Origin of the sequence: Bradyrhizobium embrapense (genome assembly GCF_001189235.2) — a bacterium.
Lineage (GTDB): Bacteria > Pseudomonadota > Alphaproteobacteria > Rhizobiales > Xanthobacteraceae > Bradyrhizobium > Bradyrhizobium embrapense.
Map to the genome: position 1 here is coordinate 538,267 of NZ_LFIP02000003.1, position 17,077 is coordinate 555,343.

21 protein-coding genes are annotated in these 17,077 nt (G+C 63.3%); 10 read left to right on the forward strand and 11 right to left on the reverse strand.

What is annotated here, in order from left to right:
• Positions 1-45 precede the first annotated feature (45 nt).
• The 4 genes from AKN83_RS16545 (at position 46) to AKN83_RS16550 (ending at position 2,088) form a co-directional block, all read left to right on the forward strand.
• Entirely contained in the window at positions 46-1,338 is a 1,293-nt protein-coding gene (locus AKN83_RS16545; protein ID WP_244522020.1) for a PQQ-dependent sugar dehydrogenase, read from the forward strand.
• Positions 1,339-1,448: 110 nt separating this feature from the next.
• Positions 1,449-1,643, forward strand: a complete 195-nt coding sequence (locus tag AKN83_RS38330; protein ID WP_083992090.1) for a hypothetical protein — start codon at positions 1,449-1,451, stop codon at positions 1,641-1,643.
• A gap of 49 nt (positions 1,644-1,692) precedes the next feature.
• Complete coding sequence (locus tag AKN83_RS39670) at positions 1,693-1,848, forward strand: hypothetical protein (protein ID WP_157113416.1); 156 nt, start codon at positions 1,693-1,695, stop codon at positions 1,846-1,848.
• Between the two features lie 27 nt (positions 1,849-1,875).
• Entirely contained in the window at positions 1,876-2,088 is a 213-nt protein-coding gene (locus AKN83_RS16550; RefSeq protein WP_050405321.1) for a hypothetical protein, read from the forward strand.
• A gap of 229 nt (positions 2,089-2,317) precedes the next feature.
• Here AKN83_RS16550 and AKN83_RS39675 read toward each other — a convergent pair whose 3' ends face one another.
• From AKN83_RS39675 to AKN83_RS16575, 6 genes are read right to left on the reverse strand one after another with little or no spacing between them, the layout of a single operon-like run.
• Positions 2,318-2,596, reverse strand: coding sequence for a CBS domain-containing protein (locus AKN83_RS39675; protein ID WP_244522001.1), 279 nt, complete (start codon positions 2,594-2,596; stop codon positions 2,318-2,320).
• Positions 2,562-3,314: a DUF72 domain-containing protein gene (locus tag AKN83_RS16560; protein WP_050405155.1), complete on the reverse strand. Its 753-nt coding sequence runs from the start codon at positions 3,312-3,314 to the stop codon at positions 2,562-2,564. The genes AKN83_RS39675 and AKN83_RS16560 overlap by 35 nt, the downstream gene beginning before the upstream one ends.
• A gap of 36 nt (positions 3,315-3,350) precedes the next feature.
• Positions 3,351-5,138, reverse strand: coding sequence for a thiamine pyrophosphate-requiring protein (locus AKN83_RS16565; protein ID WP_050405156.1), 1,788 nt, complete (start codon positions 5,136-5,138; stop codon positions 3,351-3,353).
• 57 nt (positions 5,139-5,195) lie between these two features.
• Positions 5,196-5,366, reverse strand: a complete 171-nt coding sequence (locus AKN83_RS39680) for a hypothetical protein (protein WP_157113417.1) — start codon at positions 5,364-5,366, stop codon at positions 5,196-5,198.
• A gap of 53 nt (positions 5,367-5,419) precedes the next feature.
• Positions 5,420-5,956 carry a DUF4142 domain-containing protein gene (locus tag AKN83_RS16570; RefSeq protein WP_050405157.1) on the reverse strand — a complete coding sequence of 179 codons (537 nt, stop codon included), beginning with the start codon at positions 5,954-5,956 and terminating at the stop codon, positions 5,420-5,422.
• Between the two features lie 11 nt (positions 5,957-5,967).
• Positions 5,968-6,456 carry a YciE/YciF ferroxidase family protein gene (locus AKN83_RS16575; protein WP_050405158.1) on the reverse strand — a complete coding sequence of 163 codons (489 nt, stop codon included), beginning with the start codon at positions 6,454-6,456 and terminating at the stop codon, positions 5,968-5,970.
• A gap of 172 nt (positions 6,457-6,628) precedes the next feature.
• Here AKN83_RS16575 and AKN83_RS40905 point away from each other — a divergent pair, with 172 nt between their 5' ends.
• On the forward strand, positions 6,629-7,105 hold the full coding sequence (locus tag AKN83_RS40905) for a hypothetical protein (protein ID WP_347336829.1): 477 nt from the start codon (positions 6,629-6,631) through the stop codon (positions 7,103-7,105).
• A 36-nt stretch (positions 7,106-7,141) separates the two neighbouring features.
• Here AKN83_RS40905 and AKN83_RS16585 read toward each other — a convergent pair whose 3' ends face one another.
• Genes AKN83_RS16585 through AKN83_RS16605 form a run of 5 tightly spaced genes read right to left on the reverse strand, consistent with a single transcriptional unit; the run spans position 7,142 to position 10,987 of the window.
• Positions 7,142-7,417, reverse strand: coding sequence for a cytochrome C oxidase subunit IV family protein (locus tag AKN83_RS16585; protein WP_050405160.1), 276 nt, complete (start codon positions 7,415-7,417; stop codon positions 7,142-7,144).
• A complete protein-coding gene (locus tag AKN83_RS16590) occupies positions 7,414-8,058 on the reverse strand; it encodes a cytochrome c oxidase subunit 3 (RefSeq protein WP_050405161.1) in 645 nt (214 codons plus the stop codon). Before AKN83_RS16590 ends, AKN83_RS16585 begins: the two co-directional genes overlap by 4 nt.
• Positions 8,051-9,658 (reverse strand): cytochrome c oxidase subunit I, encoded by a 1,608-nt coding sequence (gene ctaD / locus AKN83_RS16595; RefSeq protein ID WP_050405162.1) that lies wholly within the window; start codon positions 9,656-9,658, stop codon positions 8,051-8,053. Before ctaD ends, AKN83_RS16590 begins: the two co-directional genes overlap by 8 nt.
• On the reverse strand, positions 9,655-10,593 hold the full coding sequence (gene coxB, locus AKN83_RS16600) for a cytochrome c oxidase subunit II (RefSeq protein WP_050405322.1): 939 nt from the start codon (positions 10,591-10,593) through the stop codon (positions 9,655-9,657). The genes ctaD and coxB overlap by 4 nt, the downstream gene beginning before the upstream one ends.
• A 40-nt stretch (positions 10,594-10,633) precedes the next feature.
• A complete protein-coding gene (locus tag AKN83_RS16605) occupies positions 10,634-10,987 on the reverse strand; it encodes a hypothetical protein (RefSeq protein WP_050405163.1) in 354 nt (117 codons plus the stop codon).
• Positions 10,988-11,102: 115 nt separating this feature from the next.
• Between AKN83_RS16605 and AKN83_RS16610 the strand changes: the two genes are divergently transcribed.
• From AKN83_RS16610 to AKN83_RS16630, 5 genes are read left to right on the forward strand one after another with little or no spacing between them, the layout of a single operon-like run.
• Entirely contained in the window at positions 11,103-11,759 is a 657-nt protein-coding gene (locus AKN83_RS16610; RefSeq protein WP_050405164.1) for a cytochrome c3 family protein, read from the forward strand.
• Complete coding sequence (locus tag AKN83_RS16615) at positions 11,756-14,662, forward strand: TAT-variant-translocated molybdopterin oxidoreductase (protein WP_063695378.1); 2,907 nt, start codon at positions 11,756-11,758, stop codon at positions 14,660-14,662. The genes AKN83_RS16610 and AKN83_RS16615 overlap by 4 nt, the downstream gene beginning before the upstream one ends.
• Positions 14,659-16,014, forward strand: a complete 1,356-nt coding sequence (gene nrfD / locus AKN83_RS16620) for an NrfD/PsrC family molybdoenzyme membrane anchor subunit (RefSeq protein ID WP_050405165.1) — start codon at positions 14,659-14,661, stop codon at positions 16,012-16,014. The genes AKN83_RS16615 and nrfD overlap by 4 nt, the downstream gene beginning before the upstream one ends.
• Positions 16,007-16,537, forward strand: coding sequence for a DUF3341 domain-containing protein (locus AKN83_RS16625; protein WP_050405166.1), 531 nt, complete (start codon positions 16,007-16,009; stop codon positions 16,535-16,537). The genes nrfD and AKN83_RS16625 overlap by 8 nt, the downstream gene beginning before the upstream one ends.
• Complete coding sequence (locus tag AKN83_RS16630; RefSeq protein ID WP_050405167.1) at positions 16,534-17,064, forward strand: c-type cytochrome; 531 nt, start codon at positions 16,534-16,536, stop codon at positions 17,062-17,064. Before AKN83_RS16625 ends, AKN83_RS16630 begins: the two co-directional genes overlap by 4 nt.
• Positions 17,065-17,077 lie beyond the last annotated feature (13 nt).

The window sequence follows — 17,077 nt, forward strand, 5'->3', positions numbered from 1 at the left end:
TTCAATCTGACAAACACCACCCAAATTGCGCTGGCGGCGGCGCTGATGGCCGGGTTGGGCCTTGGTGGCTGTAGCAAGGAGGCGGCACCCGACCCGAAGACCCAGATCGGTGCACGTCCTGACCTGCCGGCGCTGGAGCAATATCTGCTGCCGCCGATGCACGTTGCCTCGGTCGTCGGTTGGAAGCAGGGCGAGAAGCCCAAGGTGCCCGATAGCTTGCAGATCAATGCGCTCGTGACTGGTCTGCAGCACCCGCGCTCTCTCTATGTGCTTCCGAACGGCGACATCCTGGTCGTCGAGTCCAAGGCGCCGGGAACCGAGCCGATCAAGCGGCCGAAGGACTTCATCATGAAATGGGTGGAGTCGTGGGCGACCTCCGGCGGCGATACCGGCGAGAGCAATCGTATCACGTTGCTGCGCGGCGCCAAAGGCGATGGCAAGCCGGAGATGCAGAGCGTCTTTCTCGATCACCTTCATTCGCCATTCGGCGTCGCCTTGGTCGGTAACGATCTGTACGTCGCGAACACCGATGCGATCGTCCGCTATCCGTATCACGAGGGCGATACCAAGATCACCGAGCCGGGGCAGACGCTGACGCAGCTTCCGGGCGGGCCAATCGATCACCACTGGACCAAGAGCCTGGTGGCAAGCCCGGACGGTGCATTGCTCTATGTCGGCGTCGGCTCCAACAGCAACATCACCGAGAATGGGATCGAGGCGGAAAAAAATCGCGCGGCAATCCTCGAGGTCGAGCGTGCCACAGGCCGCTGGCGGATCTTTGCCAGCGGTCTGCGCAATCCCAACGGTCTGACCTTCGAACCGCAGAGCCACGCGCTATGGACCGTCGTCAATGAACGGGACGAGATCGGTCCGAATCTCGTGCCGGACTATCTGACGTCGGTGAAGGACGGCGGCTTTTACGGCTGGCCGTACAGCTATTTCGGTCAGAATGTCGATCCGCGGGTGCAGCCGCAACGGCCGGACCTTGTCGCGAAGGCCACCGTTCCGGATTATGCGTTGAGCTCGCACGTCGCGCCGCTGGGGCTTGCCTTCTCCACCGGGGACAGCCTGCCTTCGACGTACCGGGGTGGCGCCTTCGTCGGCGAGCACGGCAGCTGGAACCGGCCGCAACTCAATGGCTACAAGGTGGTCTACGTGCCCTTCGCCGACGGCCATCCAAATGGACCTGCGCAGGACGTCGTGACTGGATTTCTCAATGACGAGGAGAAATCCCGCGGCCGGCCGGTGGGTCTGGCGTTCGACAAATCCGGCGCGCTGCTCATTGCGGACGATGTCGGCAACACTGTGTGGCGCGTGAGCGCATCGGGCAGACCCTGACCGTCCGCGAGTCCTCGCATCACGCGCAATCGGTCGCGGGCGGGCCTTGAGGAACTGTCGTTTTAGGAACTCCTAGCCTTATCGGCGCTTCTGGTCTTGAGGAGATCGACATGAACAGAAAACCCGTGACGCCGGATTCCGGCCGCTCCAGCGACTGGGGCTCCCACGCGCAAACCGACAAGCCTTGGAAGGGTAATCCCGAAAAGGAGCAGCGCGCCGGACATGAGAAGCGCTCTGGGGGCAACAAGCATCCCGGGGATGAGAAGCCGGATCTGGAAAACTGGCATGAGTCGAACACGCACTGATCGGCAGTATGACGGCTGGGCTCGAGGATCGTGACCAGGAGCGAGACCAATGGATATGGGTCTGGAAATCATCTACGGCGTCGGAGCGCTCGTGCTGCTGACCGCCCTGATCTTCGCAGTGCTGCAACATCGCTTCCGCAACCGGCGGTCAGTTCAGACCGCCGACAAGGTTGTCCGGGAGAGATACGAGCGGAATGAGACGTAACGCAGCGGTTTGATTGAGGAGGACATCATGGGCTTGGCTCAGTATGCGGTGATTGCGGCCGGCGAGGAATGGGGCGTTCTGCACGACGGCAACGTCAATGGCGGATACGCCACCAAGGAGGCCGCGTTCGAATCCGCCGCTGCCGCTGCGGCACTGGCGATCAGAATGGGACATGAGGTCCATGTCAGCGTGCCCGGACGCGAAGAGGGCGAGGCTGCCCTGACCAAGCGGGCAAGCTGATCGTTGCGCTAGGCTCGGCGCTATGCGCTCTCGCAACCAGCAGGATCCAGTCCAGGACGCATAAGCCGCCTAGTCCGAACTGACATAATTAGCGCGCCAGAGCAGCGCTATGACGATCAGCGTGGCAAATCCGCCGGCGATCAGAAACCACGAGATGTACTCGGCCATTGGCCTGCCTTGGTGGACCCCGCTCCGCGAGCGAGGGCGCGCGGAGCGAAGCCACGAATGTTCAAAGTTGCGCGTGCTGGGTAGTCGGGCGTGAGATCTGGCTCAGTGCCATGCCAATGCCGTCGTTCGCTTGCACCCGAGCAATATCGCCAAGCGCGATAATGCCGACGAGGCGCTTGTCCCGGTTAAGCACGGGCAGGCGGCGGACCTGGATCGCTCCCATGTTCTGCGCGATGTCCTCGATCTCCTGATCCTCAAAGCAGTATTTCACTTCTGCGGCCAATGCGGGTTGGAACTGTTCGTTCCTATTGCGCCGGCCGGCGCGGAAGCGCGGAGCCAAGCATGTCGCAGAGCCTCCTGGCATCAGCCGGCGCCGCGCTTTTCTGGTCGTTGTCGAAATAGACATAGACGTCGTATCCCTGCCGTTTCCAGCCGCGGATGCGCTTCGCCCAGTGTGAGAGCTCGCCCGGCTTGTAGTGCCCGCTGTAGCGGCCTCCCGGACCATGGCCGCGCACATAGGCGAAATCGGCAGTCCGTTTCCAGGGGGCCGGGGCATCGTGATGGTCGGAAATGCAGAGCGCGATGTTGCGTGTCGCCAGCAGCTTCAGGATGCGCGGCTCGTACCAGCTAGGATGACGAAATTCGAAGGCATATCGCCGCCGGCGTTTCAACAGCTTGAGGAACGACGCCAGACGATCGGCGTCGATCGCAAAGTTCGGCGGCAGCTGGAACAGAATCGGACCGGCCTTGCCACGCAGCAGCGACAGACGGTCTTCGAGCAGTTCAAGACTATTGACCGAGCGTTCGGAGAGGCGCTTCCAATGTGTGATAAATCTCGACGCCTTCCAGGCGAAGACGAAATCCCTATCGGTCGCATCCCGCCAGCCCGCCACCGCCTTTTTCGTCGGCGTGCGATAGAACACGCCGTTCAGCTCCGTGGTTGTGAACTGCGTCGCGTAGTAATCGAGCTGTCGCTTCAGCGGCAGTCCCTTCGGAAAGAACGGACCGCGCCAGGACGGATAGTGCCAGCCGGATGTGCCGATCAAGATGCGTGCCATGCGATGCTCCGAGCGTCGGTGCCTCAGTGGCCCGCCTCACTCCTTGCCCGGAAGGATCGTTTCCAGGACTTGCCGAGCGGCACCGCGGATCACGCCAACCTCGTTAGGATCGCCCTTGGCCAATGCAATGGAGAAGTTCTTGGCTTGCTCCAGCGTGATGTGCGGCGGGAGTGGCGGGACCTCGGGATCGGTTTTCACCTCCAGCACCACAGGCACATCGCTCGCCAGGGCCTGCTCCCAGGCTAGTCCGACGAGATCGGGTCGATCGACATAGATGCCGCGCAGGCCGATCATCTCGGCAAAGTGGGAATAGGAGACATCAGGGATGCGCTGCGACGCCTCGAACTTCGGATCGGCATTGATGATCCGTTGCTCCCAGGTGACCTGATTGAGATCTTCATTGTTGAACACGCAAACGATCCAGCGGTGGTCTTTCCACTGCCGCCAGTATTTCGCGACCGTGATCAATTCGGCCATGTTGTTCATTTGCATCGCGCCGTCGCCGACCAGCGCGATCACTGGACGGTCGGGCGCCGCATATTTGGCGGCGATCGCATAGGGGACTGCGGCTCCCATTGAGGCCAGGCCGCCCGACAGCGAAGCGTTGATGCCACGCCGCATCTTGAGATCGCGCGCGAACCAGTTGGCGCAGGAGCCAGAGTCGCTGGTGATGATGGCGCGATCGGGGATCCGGGGCGACAGCTCCCACGTGACGCGCTGCGGATTGACCGGCTTGGCGGGTTGCCGCGCGCGGTCCTCAAGCGTCGTCCACCATTCGCGGACATTTCCCTCGATCGACTTGCGCCAGCCGTCCGGGTTCTTTTGCGTCAGCCGCGGCAGCAAGGCGCGTAGAGTTTCGGTGGCATCCCCGACAAGGCCAACTTCCATCGGGAAGCGGATCGACAGCATCCCGGCATCGATGTCGATCTGAACGCCGCGGGCGCTGCCTTCCTTGGGCAGGAACTCGGAGTAGGGGAAAGCGGAGCCGACCATTAGCAGCGTGTCGCATTCCATCATCAGGTCGTAGCTTGGCTCGGTGCCCAAAAGTCCGATCGAGCCAGTGACCCAGGGAAGATCGTCGGGGAGCACGGCCTTGCCAAGCAGTGCCTTGGCGCAGCCCGCTTGCAGCCGCTCCGCAACCGCGATGACCTCGTCGGTAGCGCCGAGTGCGCCGGCGCCGACCAGCATGGCAACCTTCTTTCCGGCATTGAGGATATCGGCGGCGCGGTCGAGCTCGGCCTCAAGCGGGATGACGCGCGGCGGGGCGTAACCGATGCCGGAGCGCAGCGTGCCATGGGCGCGCGGCGGATCCCGGTAAGCCTCCTCTTGAAGGTCGTTCGGAAGGATGACCGCCGTCACGGTACGCCGGGCCAACGCGATGCGCGCCGCGCGGTCGATCAGATGGCGGACCTGAGCAGGCGCAGAGGCCTGCGCGACATAGGCCCCGGCTACGTCCTTGAACATCGAGACAAGGTCGAGCTCCTGCTGATATTGGCCGCCAAGCGCGTTACGCGCCTGCTGACCGACCAGCGCGAGGACCGGTTGGTGATCCAGCAGCGCGTCATAGAGACCGGTCGTGAGATGTGATGCCCCTGGCCCAGATGTCGCAATGCATACGCCGAGGCGCCCGGAGAATTTCGCATAAGCCGAGGCCATGAACGCGGCCATCTCCTCGTGCCGCGCCTGGATGAACTCGATCCGGCCGTCTGCTCGATTGAGCGCACCGAACACGCCATTAATGCCGTCGCCGGGGTAGCCGAAGATATGCCGCACGCCCCAATCGTGCAGGCGATGGACGATGAAATCGCTGACGGTCTGGGACATGCGGACCTACCTGGGCACTGACGTTCGGAATTGAACGGCTCCGCCGGCCGGCTGTTCCTATCCGAGAAAGCCCGGCTTCAGCGCCGGTAGACCAAAGCCGAAGATCAGCGCGGCGACCGCGAAGGCCGCGATCACAGCGGAGAATGCCATGTCGGCAATGGCCGTGTTGGTGAGGCGCGACAGCAGGCCGGCGCCGAACTGCCTCATGAAGCCGGAATAGCAAGGCAATCCGTGATCGCGCCGTTCGTTCCAGGCGATGCCGCAAGCGACCAGATCGGCGACTACTTCCGGTTCTTGTCCAAGTCCTGCGCCATTGCGAGATGATGCTGAAGGGCCGGCAAGGTCTTGCCGGCCCAATCCTTCAGCTTCGGATCGTCACCGCCCTTGGCATAACGTTCGAACAGCGAGATCGCGTCCTTATGAGCGCTGACCTGCATCGGATCATACTCGCTGGCGAAATCGTCCGCCTTGGTGTCGCGCAGCACGTCGAGCTTTTTCTGCGACTTGTCGTCGAGACCGGCCGGCAACGCGGACCTCATCTCGCCGGTGACCATTGCCTTCAACTCGGTACTGGTCTTGGTATGGTCTGTCATCATCTGTTCGGCGAACTTCTTCTCGGCAGTATTGCCCTTTTGCTGGGCAATTTTGGCCGCTTCGATCTCCAGCATGTCACTCAAGGCCACTTCCTTGATGAAATCTTCCGTCTTGGGCGCGACGCCGAGCACGGAGTTGACACCGGTCTTCTCACCGACCGATTGGGCCATGGCGGGCATCGTCAGCCCGCAACCGATGGCAATAGCCAAGATAGTTCGCTTCATCGCGCGTCTCCTCAGGCCGCTTCGGCGTTGATAGCACTGACGGCGAGCTTGGTAAGCGTCTCGTCGGTCTTCTTTTCCTCGGCCAGCGTCTGGTCGATGAGCTTGACGGCATCCTTCATGCTGAGCTTGGTGGCCCATGCCTTCAGTGTGCCGTAACGGGCTATTTCATAATGCTCCACCGCCTGAGCCGCCGACAGCAGGCCCGCATCGAGCGCCGGCGTGTCAGCGTACTCCTCCATGATCTCCTTGCCTTCCTCGAGGATGCCCTCGATCGCATCGCACTTCTTGCCGCGGGCCGGCTTGCCCATCAGATCGAAGATCTGCTCGAGCCGCTCGATCTGTCCTTCGGTCTCATCGTGGTGCTTCTCGAAAGCTGCGCGCAAATCGTCGGATTCGGCGGCTTTGGCCATGCCCGGCAGCGCCTTGAGGATCTGCTTTTCGGCGTAGTAGATGTCCTTGAGGGTGTCGAGGAAGAGGGCGCTGAGGTCTTTCTCCGGCATCGGTCGCTCCGTGAGTGCGGGTTGATCTGTACCCACAACAGGCATCCTGCAGCGTCGTTCCTACAGCCACGGTTCGTGCGTGGACGGACGACTGCGCGCTTTGACGCAAGGCTCGCAAGGAACGAAGCGTCGGCGTATCCGTTTGCCGCCATCGTTCCAATCAAGGGCGTCCATGCCGATCACGGTGCGGCCGACGAAGCCGGATATTGCCATCGCGCGCGTTATCTCGCGCAATACAGCGCCGCCGACCGAGCGCGCTGCCTCGATCCTGACATGGGCGGCTGACGAGCATGTTCTGGTCACGGCTTTGGCCGCATCGGTCTCCCGCATCTGCTCAAATCGGTATTCAACCATGAGCGGCCAGATCGGCTCACCCTCCTTCGGCATCTGCACGGCGTTCCAACCTCCGGCAGGGCGGAGGACTCATTTCCGTCCGGACACGCAATTCAGGTCGGCGCCATCAGTTCCGCGGCGAGCCAGCTTCCCGAGGGCGAGGATCATCCGGGCTCTGAGCGCCTGTCTGATATCGACCCGCGTGCTGTTGCTCGCGCACTGGGCCAGCGACGTCATCGTGGGATCGGCGATTGAGGTGGTGCTCGAGCGGCTGATCCGGTGCGCGACCGGCTACGGTGCGGGCGAGTCAGTCTAACGCGCCCGATATGGTGCTTTGGAGCCATGAGCTGCCTCACGTCCGGGTCAGGAAGTCCATCAAGCCGAGCCAGAGCAGGATGCCTAGCCAGAATAAACCGGCACCGGCGAACAGCAATGTCAGGGCATCCCGATATCGCAGTTCCATGAAGATCGCGGCGACCAGGGCCGCCTTGGTGATGCCGATCCCGATCGCCACGACGGCGTTCGCCGCTCCGAGCGGCGCATAGGCCATCGTCACGGTCAGCGCGAGCAGGCCGAGCAAGCCGAGCCAGGCCGCGACGAGCTGGAGTGAGGGGCGGGATTGCGTCATGAGGCCGATCTCCCCGGCAGGTAGATCAACGCGAACAGGAAGATCCAGACGATATCGACGAAGTGCCAGTACAGCGCCACGCTGTGCAGTGCAGCGCGGCGCCGGGTCGAAGGGGCGGCGCGGCAAAGCAGCGCCAGGACCGCTAACAGGCCAATCCCGATGATCATGTGAAGGGCATGGATCGCGGTTGCGATGAAGTAGAAGATGAAGAACAGCTGGACGCCGTTGGCGAGGCTGCCGGTGAAACGAAAATCGATGCCCGGCACGAGATGCTCGTCATATTCGCGGTGATACTCGATGCCCTTCAGCAGGATGAAGGCAAGCCCGAGGCAGATCGCGCCGGTGAGCAAACCGGCCGTCAGCCGCCGCGTTTCCGCGGAGAATATCTCGACGGCCCAGGCGACCAGGAAACTCGAGGTGAGCAGGATCGCGGTGTTGGCCGTTCCGATCACGATCTCGGTGTGCCGGCTACCGGTGACGAAACCCTGCGGATAGGCGTGCCGGTAGACGAAATAGGCGAGCAGCAGCCCGCCGAACAGCAGCACCTCGGTCGCGATGAAGACCCACATGCCGAGCTCGGCCGTCTCGTCGCGATGGCTGGCTGAGGTGAATTGCGGGGCGACCGCGGGGCTGTCAGGCATTCTGCGGCTTCGCCTCGAACTTGCGAGAATATTGATAAGGCGCGCGTGTCACGACCGGCTGGACATCGAAATTGTGCTCGGGCGGCGGTGACGATGTCTGCCATTCGAGTCCCGGTGCGTCCCACGGGTTGGCGGGGGCACGTGCGCCGAAGAACACGGAATAGCCGAGGTAGAACAGCGGCAGCAGGTAGGCGGCAGCCAGGATGGTGGCGCCGCCCGAAGACAGCACGTTCCAGACCTGGAATTCGGGCGGATAGACGTGGTAGCGCCGCGGCATGCCCTCGGCGCCGAGCACGAATTGCGGGAAGAAGGTCAGATTGAAGCCGAGGAAGATCAGAATTGCGGCGGCTCTCGCCCAGTATTCCGAATAAAGCCGGCCCGTGATCTTCGGCCACCAATAGTGCAGCCCGCCGAAATAGGCGGTCACCATGCCGCCGACCATGATGTAGTGGAAATGTGCAACCACGAAATAGGTATCGGTGGCGTGCACGTCGAAGGCCAGGCAGGCGAGGAACAGGCCGGTGAGCCCGCCGATCGTGAACAGCCCGATGAAGGCCAGCGCATACAGCATCGGCGCGTCGAACCGCAACGAGCCTTTGTGCAGCGTGGCAGTCCAGTTGAACACCTTGATCGCCGAGGGCACCGCGACGACGAAGCTCATGAAGGAGAACACGAGGCTCGCGAGCAGGGATTGTCCGGTCACGAACATGTGGTGGCCCCAGACCAGGAAGCCGAGCGCCGCGATCGCAAGGCTTGCCCAGGCCACGAATTTGTAGCCGAACACCTGCTTGCGGGAGAAACATGAGACCAGCTCGTTGATCACGCCCATGCCGGGCAGGATCATGATGTAGACCGCCGGGTGCGAGTAGAACCAGAACAAGTGCTGGAACAGCAGCGGATCACCGCCGATGCGCGGATCGAAGAAGCCGACGCCGAAGAAGCGTTCGACCGCGATCAGCACCAGCGTGATCGCCAGCACCGGGGTGGCGAGGACGAGGATTACCGACGTCGCGTAGAGCGACCACAGGAACAGCGGCAGCCGATACCAGGTCAGTCCCGGCGCGCGCAGCCGATGAATGGTGACGATGAAGTTCAGTCCGGTCAGGATCGACGAGAATCCAGCAATGAACACGCCGGCGGCGGCGACCATGACGTAGCTGTTGGAATAGAGCGTCGCGAATGGGGTGTAGAAGGTCCAGCCGGTGTCGATGCCGCCGGCCAGGATTGCAAACAGCGTCACGCTGCCACCCAGCATGAAGATGTACCAGCTCATGAGGTTGAGCCGCGGGAAGGCAAGATCGCGGGCGCCGATCATCAGCGGTACGATGAAGTTGCCGAGCGTGTTGGGGATCGAGGGGATCAGGAAGAACCACACCATGATGATGCCGTGCATGGTGAACAGGCGGTTGTAGATGTCGTCGCTGACGAGATCGGCCTGCGGCGTTGCGAGCTCGATCCGCATCGCGGTCGCCGCCGCGCCGCCGATGAAGAAGAACATCGTGAGACTGGCGAAATAGAGGATCGCGATCCGCTTGTGGTCGGTGGTGAAGAACCACGAACGAAGCGTGTAGTCGGCGGTAAGATAGTTGGGTTCGGTCATGGCTGTCGACCCAGCGATTTGATGTAGAGGACCAGGCGCAGCAGCTGATCCTCGGTGACCTTGCCCTCGAAGGACGGCATCAGCGGCTCGTAGCCCGCGGCGATCTGGCTGCGGGGCAGCAGGATGGAATCGCGGATATATTTATCGTCGGCGATTACGGTGCTGCCGTCGGACAACGGCACCGGGCGTCCGTAGACCCCTTCCAGCTGCGGAGCATGGATCTTGCTGCCCGCGCTGTGACAGCCGCTGCACCCGAGCTGCCGAAACAACGCGCCGCCTTCGTCTGCGAGAGAGCTTGTGGGCGTCTGCTGGCTGAGCCAAGCGGCGAAATCGGCTTGCTCCATCACCACGACCTCGCCGGTCATTCCGGAATGCGCGGTGCCGCAATATTCGGCGCAGAAGAGGTGATAATGCCCGATCCTCTGGGCCGTGATCTCGAGGTCCTGGTAGCGGCCGGGAACGACGTCGTGCTTCAGACGCAGTGCGGGAATGAAGAAGCTATGAATGACGTCCTGCGAAGCCATCACCAGGCGGATCGGACGGTCGACCGGCATATGCAATGCATTGATCTCGGATTGACCGCCGGAGTGCTGGACCTTCCACATCCACTGCTTGGCAACGACGAAAGCGGTCAGCTCATCGGGTGGCCGGCGGTAGATTTCAAAGTAAACGGTGGCCCCCCAGACGAACAGCGCGAGAAAGCAGAGCAACGATGCTGTGGTCCAGCTGACCTCCCAGTACCAGCTCTTGGCCTCGTCGTTCTCGCGGTCAATCTCATTGCCGGCGCGATAGCGCACGCAGAACAGCGCCAGCAGGAAGAACAGCAGTCCCAGCACGAGCGCACTGGCGATCAAGAGACCGGCAAACAGCAGATCGACGTCGCCGCCTTCCGGAGACACGCCGGGGTGCCAGAACGGAATCCATTGGCGCCACATGCTCAGGTCACCGTCGGCGACCGGGCGGAAAGATCGCAAATCATGGGGTAGGCCATCCCGGCAGGCCCTTTCGCAGCAGCATTTCAGTGGCGCGCTTGACCGGCACACGCACGATCCCGCGGTCGCGATCGACCCAGCCATAGGTATCGGTCATCTCGGCGTCCTCACGGCGCACGCGCGCAAGTTCGTCGGATGGCGCGATTTCGAGTGGAGGAGCGTTTGAGCTCAGCGCCGGCCGCGCGGTGGGGCTGGCGTGGTGCAGCGATTGCGGAAAGATCAGCGGCATGACGAGCGGAACAATCAGCACGAAAGCGCCGAGACCGACCCCGATCCAGACGATGGCGTTGATCGCGATGTCCGACCGTTCGAAGTCGAAGCCGCTCGTCTGAACCATGTTCCGGGTCCTTGCGTTGGAGGTCAATGCGGAACAGGTCGCGGCGTTCCTCAGCTAGGAACCAATCGACAGGGGCGAGATTGACGATTAGTCCCCGCCAGCTGGTCGGCCACGGATGGCTCAGCTCTTTTCACCCGCCGCCGATACCTGGATGCGGCTGTTCCTCGTCGGAAGTCTTTCGCTGATGGCCGGTGGCACGGTTGGCATCATTGGTTTTGCGCGGTCAGCCTACATGACCTCGACCGACGTCCGCCCGCAGCAGCCGCTGCCGTTCAGCCACCGTCACCACGCGGGCGAGCTCGGGATCGATTGTCGCTACTGCCACAGCAATGTCGAGAGCGGCCCCCAAGCCGGCCTGCCGCCGACGGAAACCTGCATGACCTGTCATTCGCAGATCTGGACCAACGCCTCCATGCTGGAACCGGTCAGGCAAAGCCTTGCGCACCGCACGCCGATCCAATGGACGCGGGTCGCCAAGTTGCCTGACTATGTCTATTTTCGTCACGACATCCACATCGCCAAAGGCGTCGGATGCGCAGATTGTCATGGCCGCATCGATCAAATGGCGCTGACTTATCGCGCCAGGCCACTCACGATGGAGTTCTGCCTGGATTGTCATCGCGATCCCGCGCCCAAGCTGCGGCCGCCGGAGCACATCACCGACATGGCGTGGACGCCGCCGACGGATGCTCGCGCCAAGGGCGAGGCGATCGCGGCACATGAAAAGATCCGCTTCGGCGAGCTCACCCACTGCACGGTGTGTCACCGATGACGCGCAATGTTCGAGCGCACCGCAATCAAGCCGCACCGCCGGAAGGCGGGCCACGCCAATGGTCCGGTATCGAGGAACTGTCTGACAATCCCGCGTTCCAGGCCTTCGTCGATGCGGAATATCCGGCCGCGCAGACGTTCTCGCCGACCGCCCGGCGCGAGTTTCTCAAGCTGATGGGCGCCTCCTTCGCATTGGCCGGGCTCACCGGCTGCGAGAAGAGCCCGTTCGTGGCGGGGCTACCCTATGTCGACCAACCTGATGACGTGACGATCGGCGTACCGCGCCGCTATGCCACTGCGGTCGTCCTCGACGGCTATGCGCAGCCGGTGATCGCCACGACCTATTCGGGCCGGCCGACCAAGCTGGACGGCAATCCCGACCACCCCGTGACCGGGGGGCGCAGCGACATCTTCATGCAAAGCGCCGTGCTCGGGCTCTATGATCCCGACCGTGCGCAGGCTCCGACCCGCCGCGGCGAACCGGTCAGTTGGCAGGATGTGGTTGCGGCGACCGGCGTTCTTCGCGAGGAATGGGGCAAGGACGGAGGAGAGGGGCTGCGGCTGCTGGTCGGCCCGATCACTTCACCGACCCTGTTGCGGCAGCTCGACGCCTTGCTGAAGCAATTTCCCAAAGCGCGGGTTCATCTCCATGGTCCTGCTGCGCAATCTCCGCAGCAATCGCTCGCCATGGCTGCTTATGGAAAGCGTGTAGACCTTCATTATGCGCTGGAGCAATGCGACGTCATTGTCAGCTTCGACGATGATTTCCTAGGCCCCGGCCTCGATCAGGTGCGCAATGCGCGGGGTTGGGCAGCCTCCCGGCATCGCTTTGCTGATCGTCCGGGCAATCGCCTGTTTATGGCGGAGAGCGTGCCGTCGGCCACCGGAGCGATGGCAGGAAGCCGGCTGATCGCCGACGCCTCGCGCATGCCCGCTCTCGCTGAGGCGTTGGCGAATGCACTTGGCGTTTCCGGCGCTGTCGCGGGCGACATCACGGGACGCGAGCGCGACTGGATCAAGCGCGCAGCCGATGCCTGCGGCAACGCGCGTGGCAAGTCCTTGATCGTCGCCGGCTCGGTCGGGGGGCAGGCGGGCGCCATCTGGGCGGCCAGGATCAATGACGCTCTTGGCAATGCCGGGCAGACATTGAGGTTCACTGCCCCAATCGCTGGCCCGGTCGGCACCGGGACGCTTGTCGAACTTGTCTCCGACATCAGCGCTGGAAAAGTCCATTCCCTGGTCGTGATCGACTGCAATGCGGCTTATAGCGCGCCCGGCGAACTCAAAGCGGCGGAGGCGTTGCAGCGGGTGAGAACCTCGCTGCATCTCGGCTCGCAGCGCGACGAGACCGGTGCGCTCTGCGAATGGCAACTCCCGATGGCGCATGCGCTGGAGAGCTGGAGCGACGCGCGCGCCGTCGACGGGACGGCGACCATCATCCAGCCGGTGATCGCGCCGTTCTACGACGTAAGAACCATCCATCAGTTCATCGCGATGCTGCTCGGCGAAATCGATCCAGCACCCGATGCCGCCGTCCGCCAAACCTGGCAGGCCACGTTTGGCGACACGTTCTCGACGCAGTGGAAGCAGGCGCTCCATGATGGGTTCGTTCAGGGGGCAGCAGGCTTTGTGGATGCGAGGGCCGTCAGCGAAGCGGTCACCGCGCCGCCGGCGGACGGTGCAGTCGACATCGTGTTTCGGCTCGATCCGACCGTTTGGGACGGCCAGTTCGCCAATGTCGGATGGCTGCAGGAATTGCCGAAGCCCCTCACGACAGTCACCTGGAGCAACGTCGTCGCGATCGCCCCCGATCTGGCGAAGCGCATCCCGGTCGCCAACGGCGATCACGTGGAGGTCCGGATCGGTGACCGCAGCGTCACAGGTCCGGCCTGGATCATGCCGGGCCAAGCCGGCAATACGGTTGCACTCTATCTGGGCTACGGCCGGACGCGGGCGGGGCGGGTTGGTGACGGCCTTGGTTACGACGCCTACCAGGTGCAGCCGTCCGATCGGCCGTGGCTCGCCAAGGGCAGCCTGCACCGGGTCGATGGCACCGAAACGCTCGCGGTGACGCAGCTGCATCACCGCATGGAAGGTTTTGACTTCGTCCGTGAGGCGAACCCCGGGGAGGTCGCGAAGCAGCCGGCCTCCGAGCACGCGAGCTTCTATCCGCAATGGTCGTCCTCGGAGAACGCCTGGGGCATGGTGATCGATCTGGACGCCTGTATCGGCTGCAATGCCTGCGTGGCCGCCTGCACGGCCGAGAACAACGTTCCGATCGTGGGGGCCGAACAGGTCAAGGTCGGCCGCGAGATGCACTGGCTCCGGATCGCCCGCTACTATGCCGGCAGCATCGAGGAGCCCCGAAGCCATTTCCAGCCGGTGCCTTGCATGCATTGCGAGGACGCACCTTGCGAGATGGGATGTCCGGTGCATGCGACCACGCACAGCCCGGAAGGGCTCAACCAGATGGTCTATAATCGCTGCATCGGCACCAGGACCTGCTCGAGCTACTGCCCCTACAAGGTGCGGCGTTTCAACTTCTTCGATTATCGGGCGCCGGCCGATTCCCCGACCCAGGCTGCACACAATCCGGACGTGACGGTGCGCTCGCGCGGCGTGATGGAGAAGTGCACGTATTGCGTCCAGCGCATCGAGGCGGCCCACGTCACGGCGGACAAGGAGAGCCGTCCGCTCCGCGACGGCGAGGTCGTCACCGCCTGCCAGCAGGCCTGCCCGACCAAGGCGATCGTGTTCGGCGACACCAAGGATCCCAATTCCGAGGTGGCGCGGCTGAAGCGCGATGGCCGGCACTACGTCTTGCTGGAAGAGCTCGGCACGCGGCCCCGCACCACCTATCTGGCGCGCTGGCGCGATTACGGCTCTGGGAGCGGGCAGGGATGAGCGATCATTCCGACATCTTGCCGAGGCGCCAGAGCATCGGCGGCATCGCCGACCAGCTCACCGGCATTCCGCTGCATTTCCCCGCGGAACGCCGCTGGCTTATCGCGATGGCCTTCGCGAGCGCGTTGCTGTTGCTGCTGATAATCTCGGTGACCGCGCTGTTCACACGCGGCGTCGGCATCTGGGGCATCAACATTCCCGTCAACTGGGCGTTTGCGATCCACAATTACGTCTGGTGGCTCGGCATCGGCCATGCCGGCACGCTGATCTCGGCGTTGCTGCTCCTGACCGGCAGCGAGTGGCGCAACTCGCTCAACCGCTTCGCCGAGACCATGACGCTGTTCGCGGTGATCTGCGCCGGCATCTACCCGGTCCTGCACCTTGGCCGGCCCTGGTATGTCTACTGGATGTTTCCCTATCCCGCGACGATGGGCGTCTGGCCGCAGTTTCGCAGCCCGCTGGAGTGGGACATCTGGGCGGTGCTGACCTATCTGACGGTCTCCCTGGTGTTCTGGTACACCGGGTTGATCCCGGACCTCGCCGCCGCGCGAGACCGCGCAACCGGGCGCGGCTGGCAGATCTTCTTCGGCATCACCTCGCTCGGCTGGCGCGGCTCCGCCATACATTGGCTGCGCTGGTCGCAGGCCTATCGCCTGACCGCGGCGCTCGCCGTGCCCTTGGTCGTGTCCGTGCACAGCGAGGTGTCGCTGCTGTTTGCGGCCGGGCAGATCCCGGGATGGCACTCGACGATCTTCCCTCCGTATTTCGTCCTCGGTGCCGCGTTTTCAGGCTTTGCCGTGGTCGCCATCATCGCGGTCGCGCTGCGCTCGTGGTTCGGGCTACGAAACCTGGTCACCGACGATCATCTCGATGTGCTCGGCAAGGTCCTGCTCGCGACGGGGTTGATGACCGGTTACGGCTACGTTTTCGAAGTGTTCGATGCGCTCTACTCAGGCGAGGCGCACGAGATGCGGACGCTGCTCGATCGCGTCGCCGGCGTCTACGCCTGGACTTACTGGGGCGCCGTGCTGTTCAACTTCGTGCCGCTGCAGGCGCTTTGGTGGCGAGGCGTGCGACGCACCGGTTGGGCGCTGCTCCTGATCTCGATCTCGGTTGCGATAGGGATGTGGCTGGAGCGGGACATGATCCTGGTCACCAGCCTCTATCGCGACTTCCTGGTGTCGTCGTGGGGCAAGTTCACCCCGACCTTCTGGGACTGGTCGACCTATCTCGGCACGATCGGCCTGTTCCTCGTGCCATTCCTGATCGCCGTGCGGCTGATCCCGATGATCTCGATCTTCGAGTCCAAGGAGCTGCTGCACGAAGAGAAGCAGGAGGCGCACCATGGCTGAGCGAAGCTACGGCATGCTCGGGGAGTTCGATAGCCCGGAGGGATTGCTGGCTGCGGCAAAGCAGGCGCGTGCTGCCGGCTATTGCGAGCTCGATGCCTTCACGCCGTTTCCGATCGAGGGACTGGCGCGCATCCTGAGGATTCCGTGCCCATGGATCTCCCTGGTCGGCATAATCGGGGCTTTTTCAGGGGCTGGTACGGCGCTATTGATGCAGATGTTCACTAACTATGACTATCCCCTGAATGTCGGCGGCCGGCCGCTCTACGCATTGTCGGCTTTTGCGGTGGTCACGTTTGAGCTGACTATCCTGTTCTCCGCGCTCGCCATGCTGGTCGCCATGCTCTGGCAGAACGGCCTGCCGCGGCTCAATTATCCGGTCTTCGCGGCGCCGCGCTTTCACCTCGCCAGCAAGGATCGCTTCTTCCTCTGCATCAAGAGCCAGGATCCGATGTTCGATGACCGGGGCACCGCGGCATTCCTGACCGACGCGGGCGCAGCGTCCGTGGAGCGCGTGCCGCCATGATCAGATTGGCGCTCATCGCCGTGCTCGCCTTGTCGCTCACAGCCTGCGACCAAAACATGGATGTGCAGCCGAAATACAGCGGATACTCCCGCGCGCCGCTGTTCCGTGGCAGCGTGTCGCGTCCTCCGCCAGCCAATATCGTGGCGCGCGGCGACCTCGAGCGGGAGAGGGCGGTCGCAACCAAACCTGCGCTGTCGGCTGCTCTGCTGGATCGTGGCCGGCAGCGGTTTGCGATCTTCTGCTCGCCGTGCCACGGCGCAGGCGGGGACGGCGATGGCATTATCGTTCATCGTGGGATGCCACACCCGACCAGCTACCATGTCGACCGGTTGGTGACGGCTGACGATCAACACTTCTTTGATGTGATCACCAACGGCTACGGCGCGATGTACTCCTACGCCGCGCGTGTGCCGCCTGAGGACCGCTGGGCCATCGCGGCCTATATCCGCGCCCTGCAGCTCAGCCGCCGCGCCGCGATCGAAGATGTGCCGGCGGACGCGCGCGCCAGTCTCACGGGGCAGCCATGAGCATGGGTCGCGA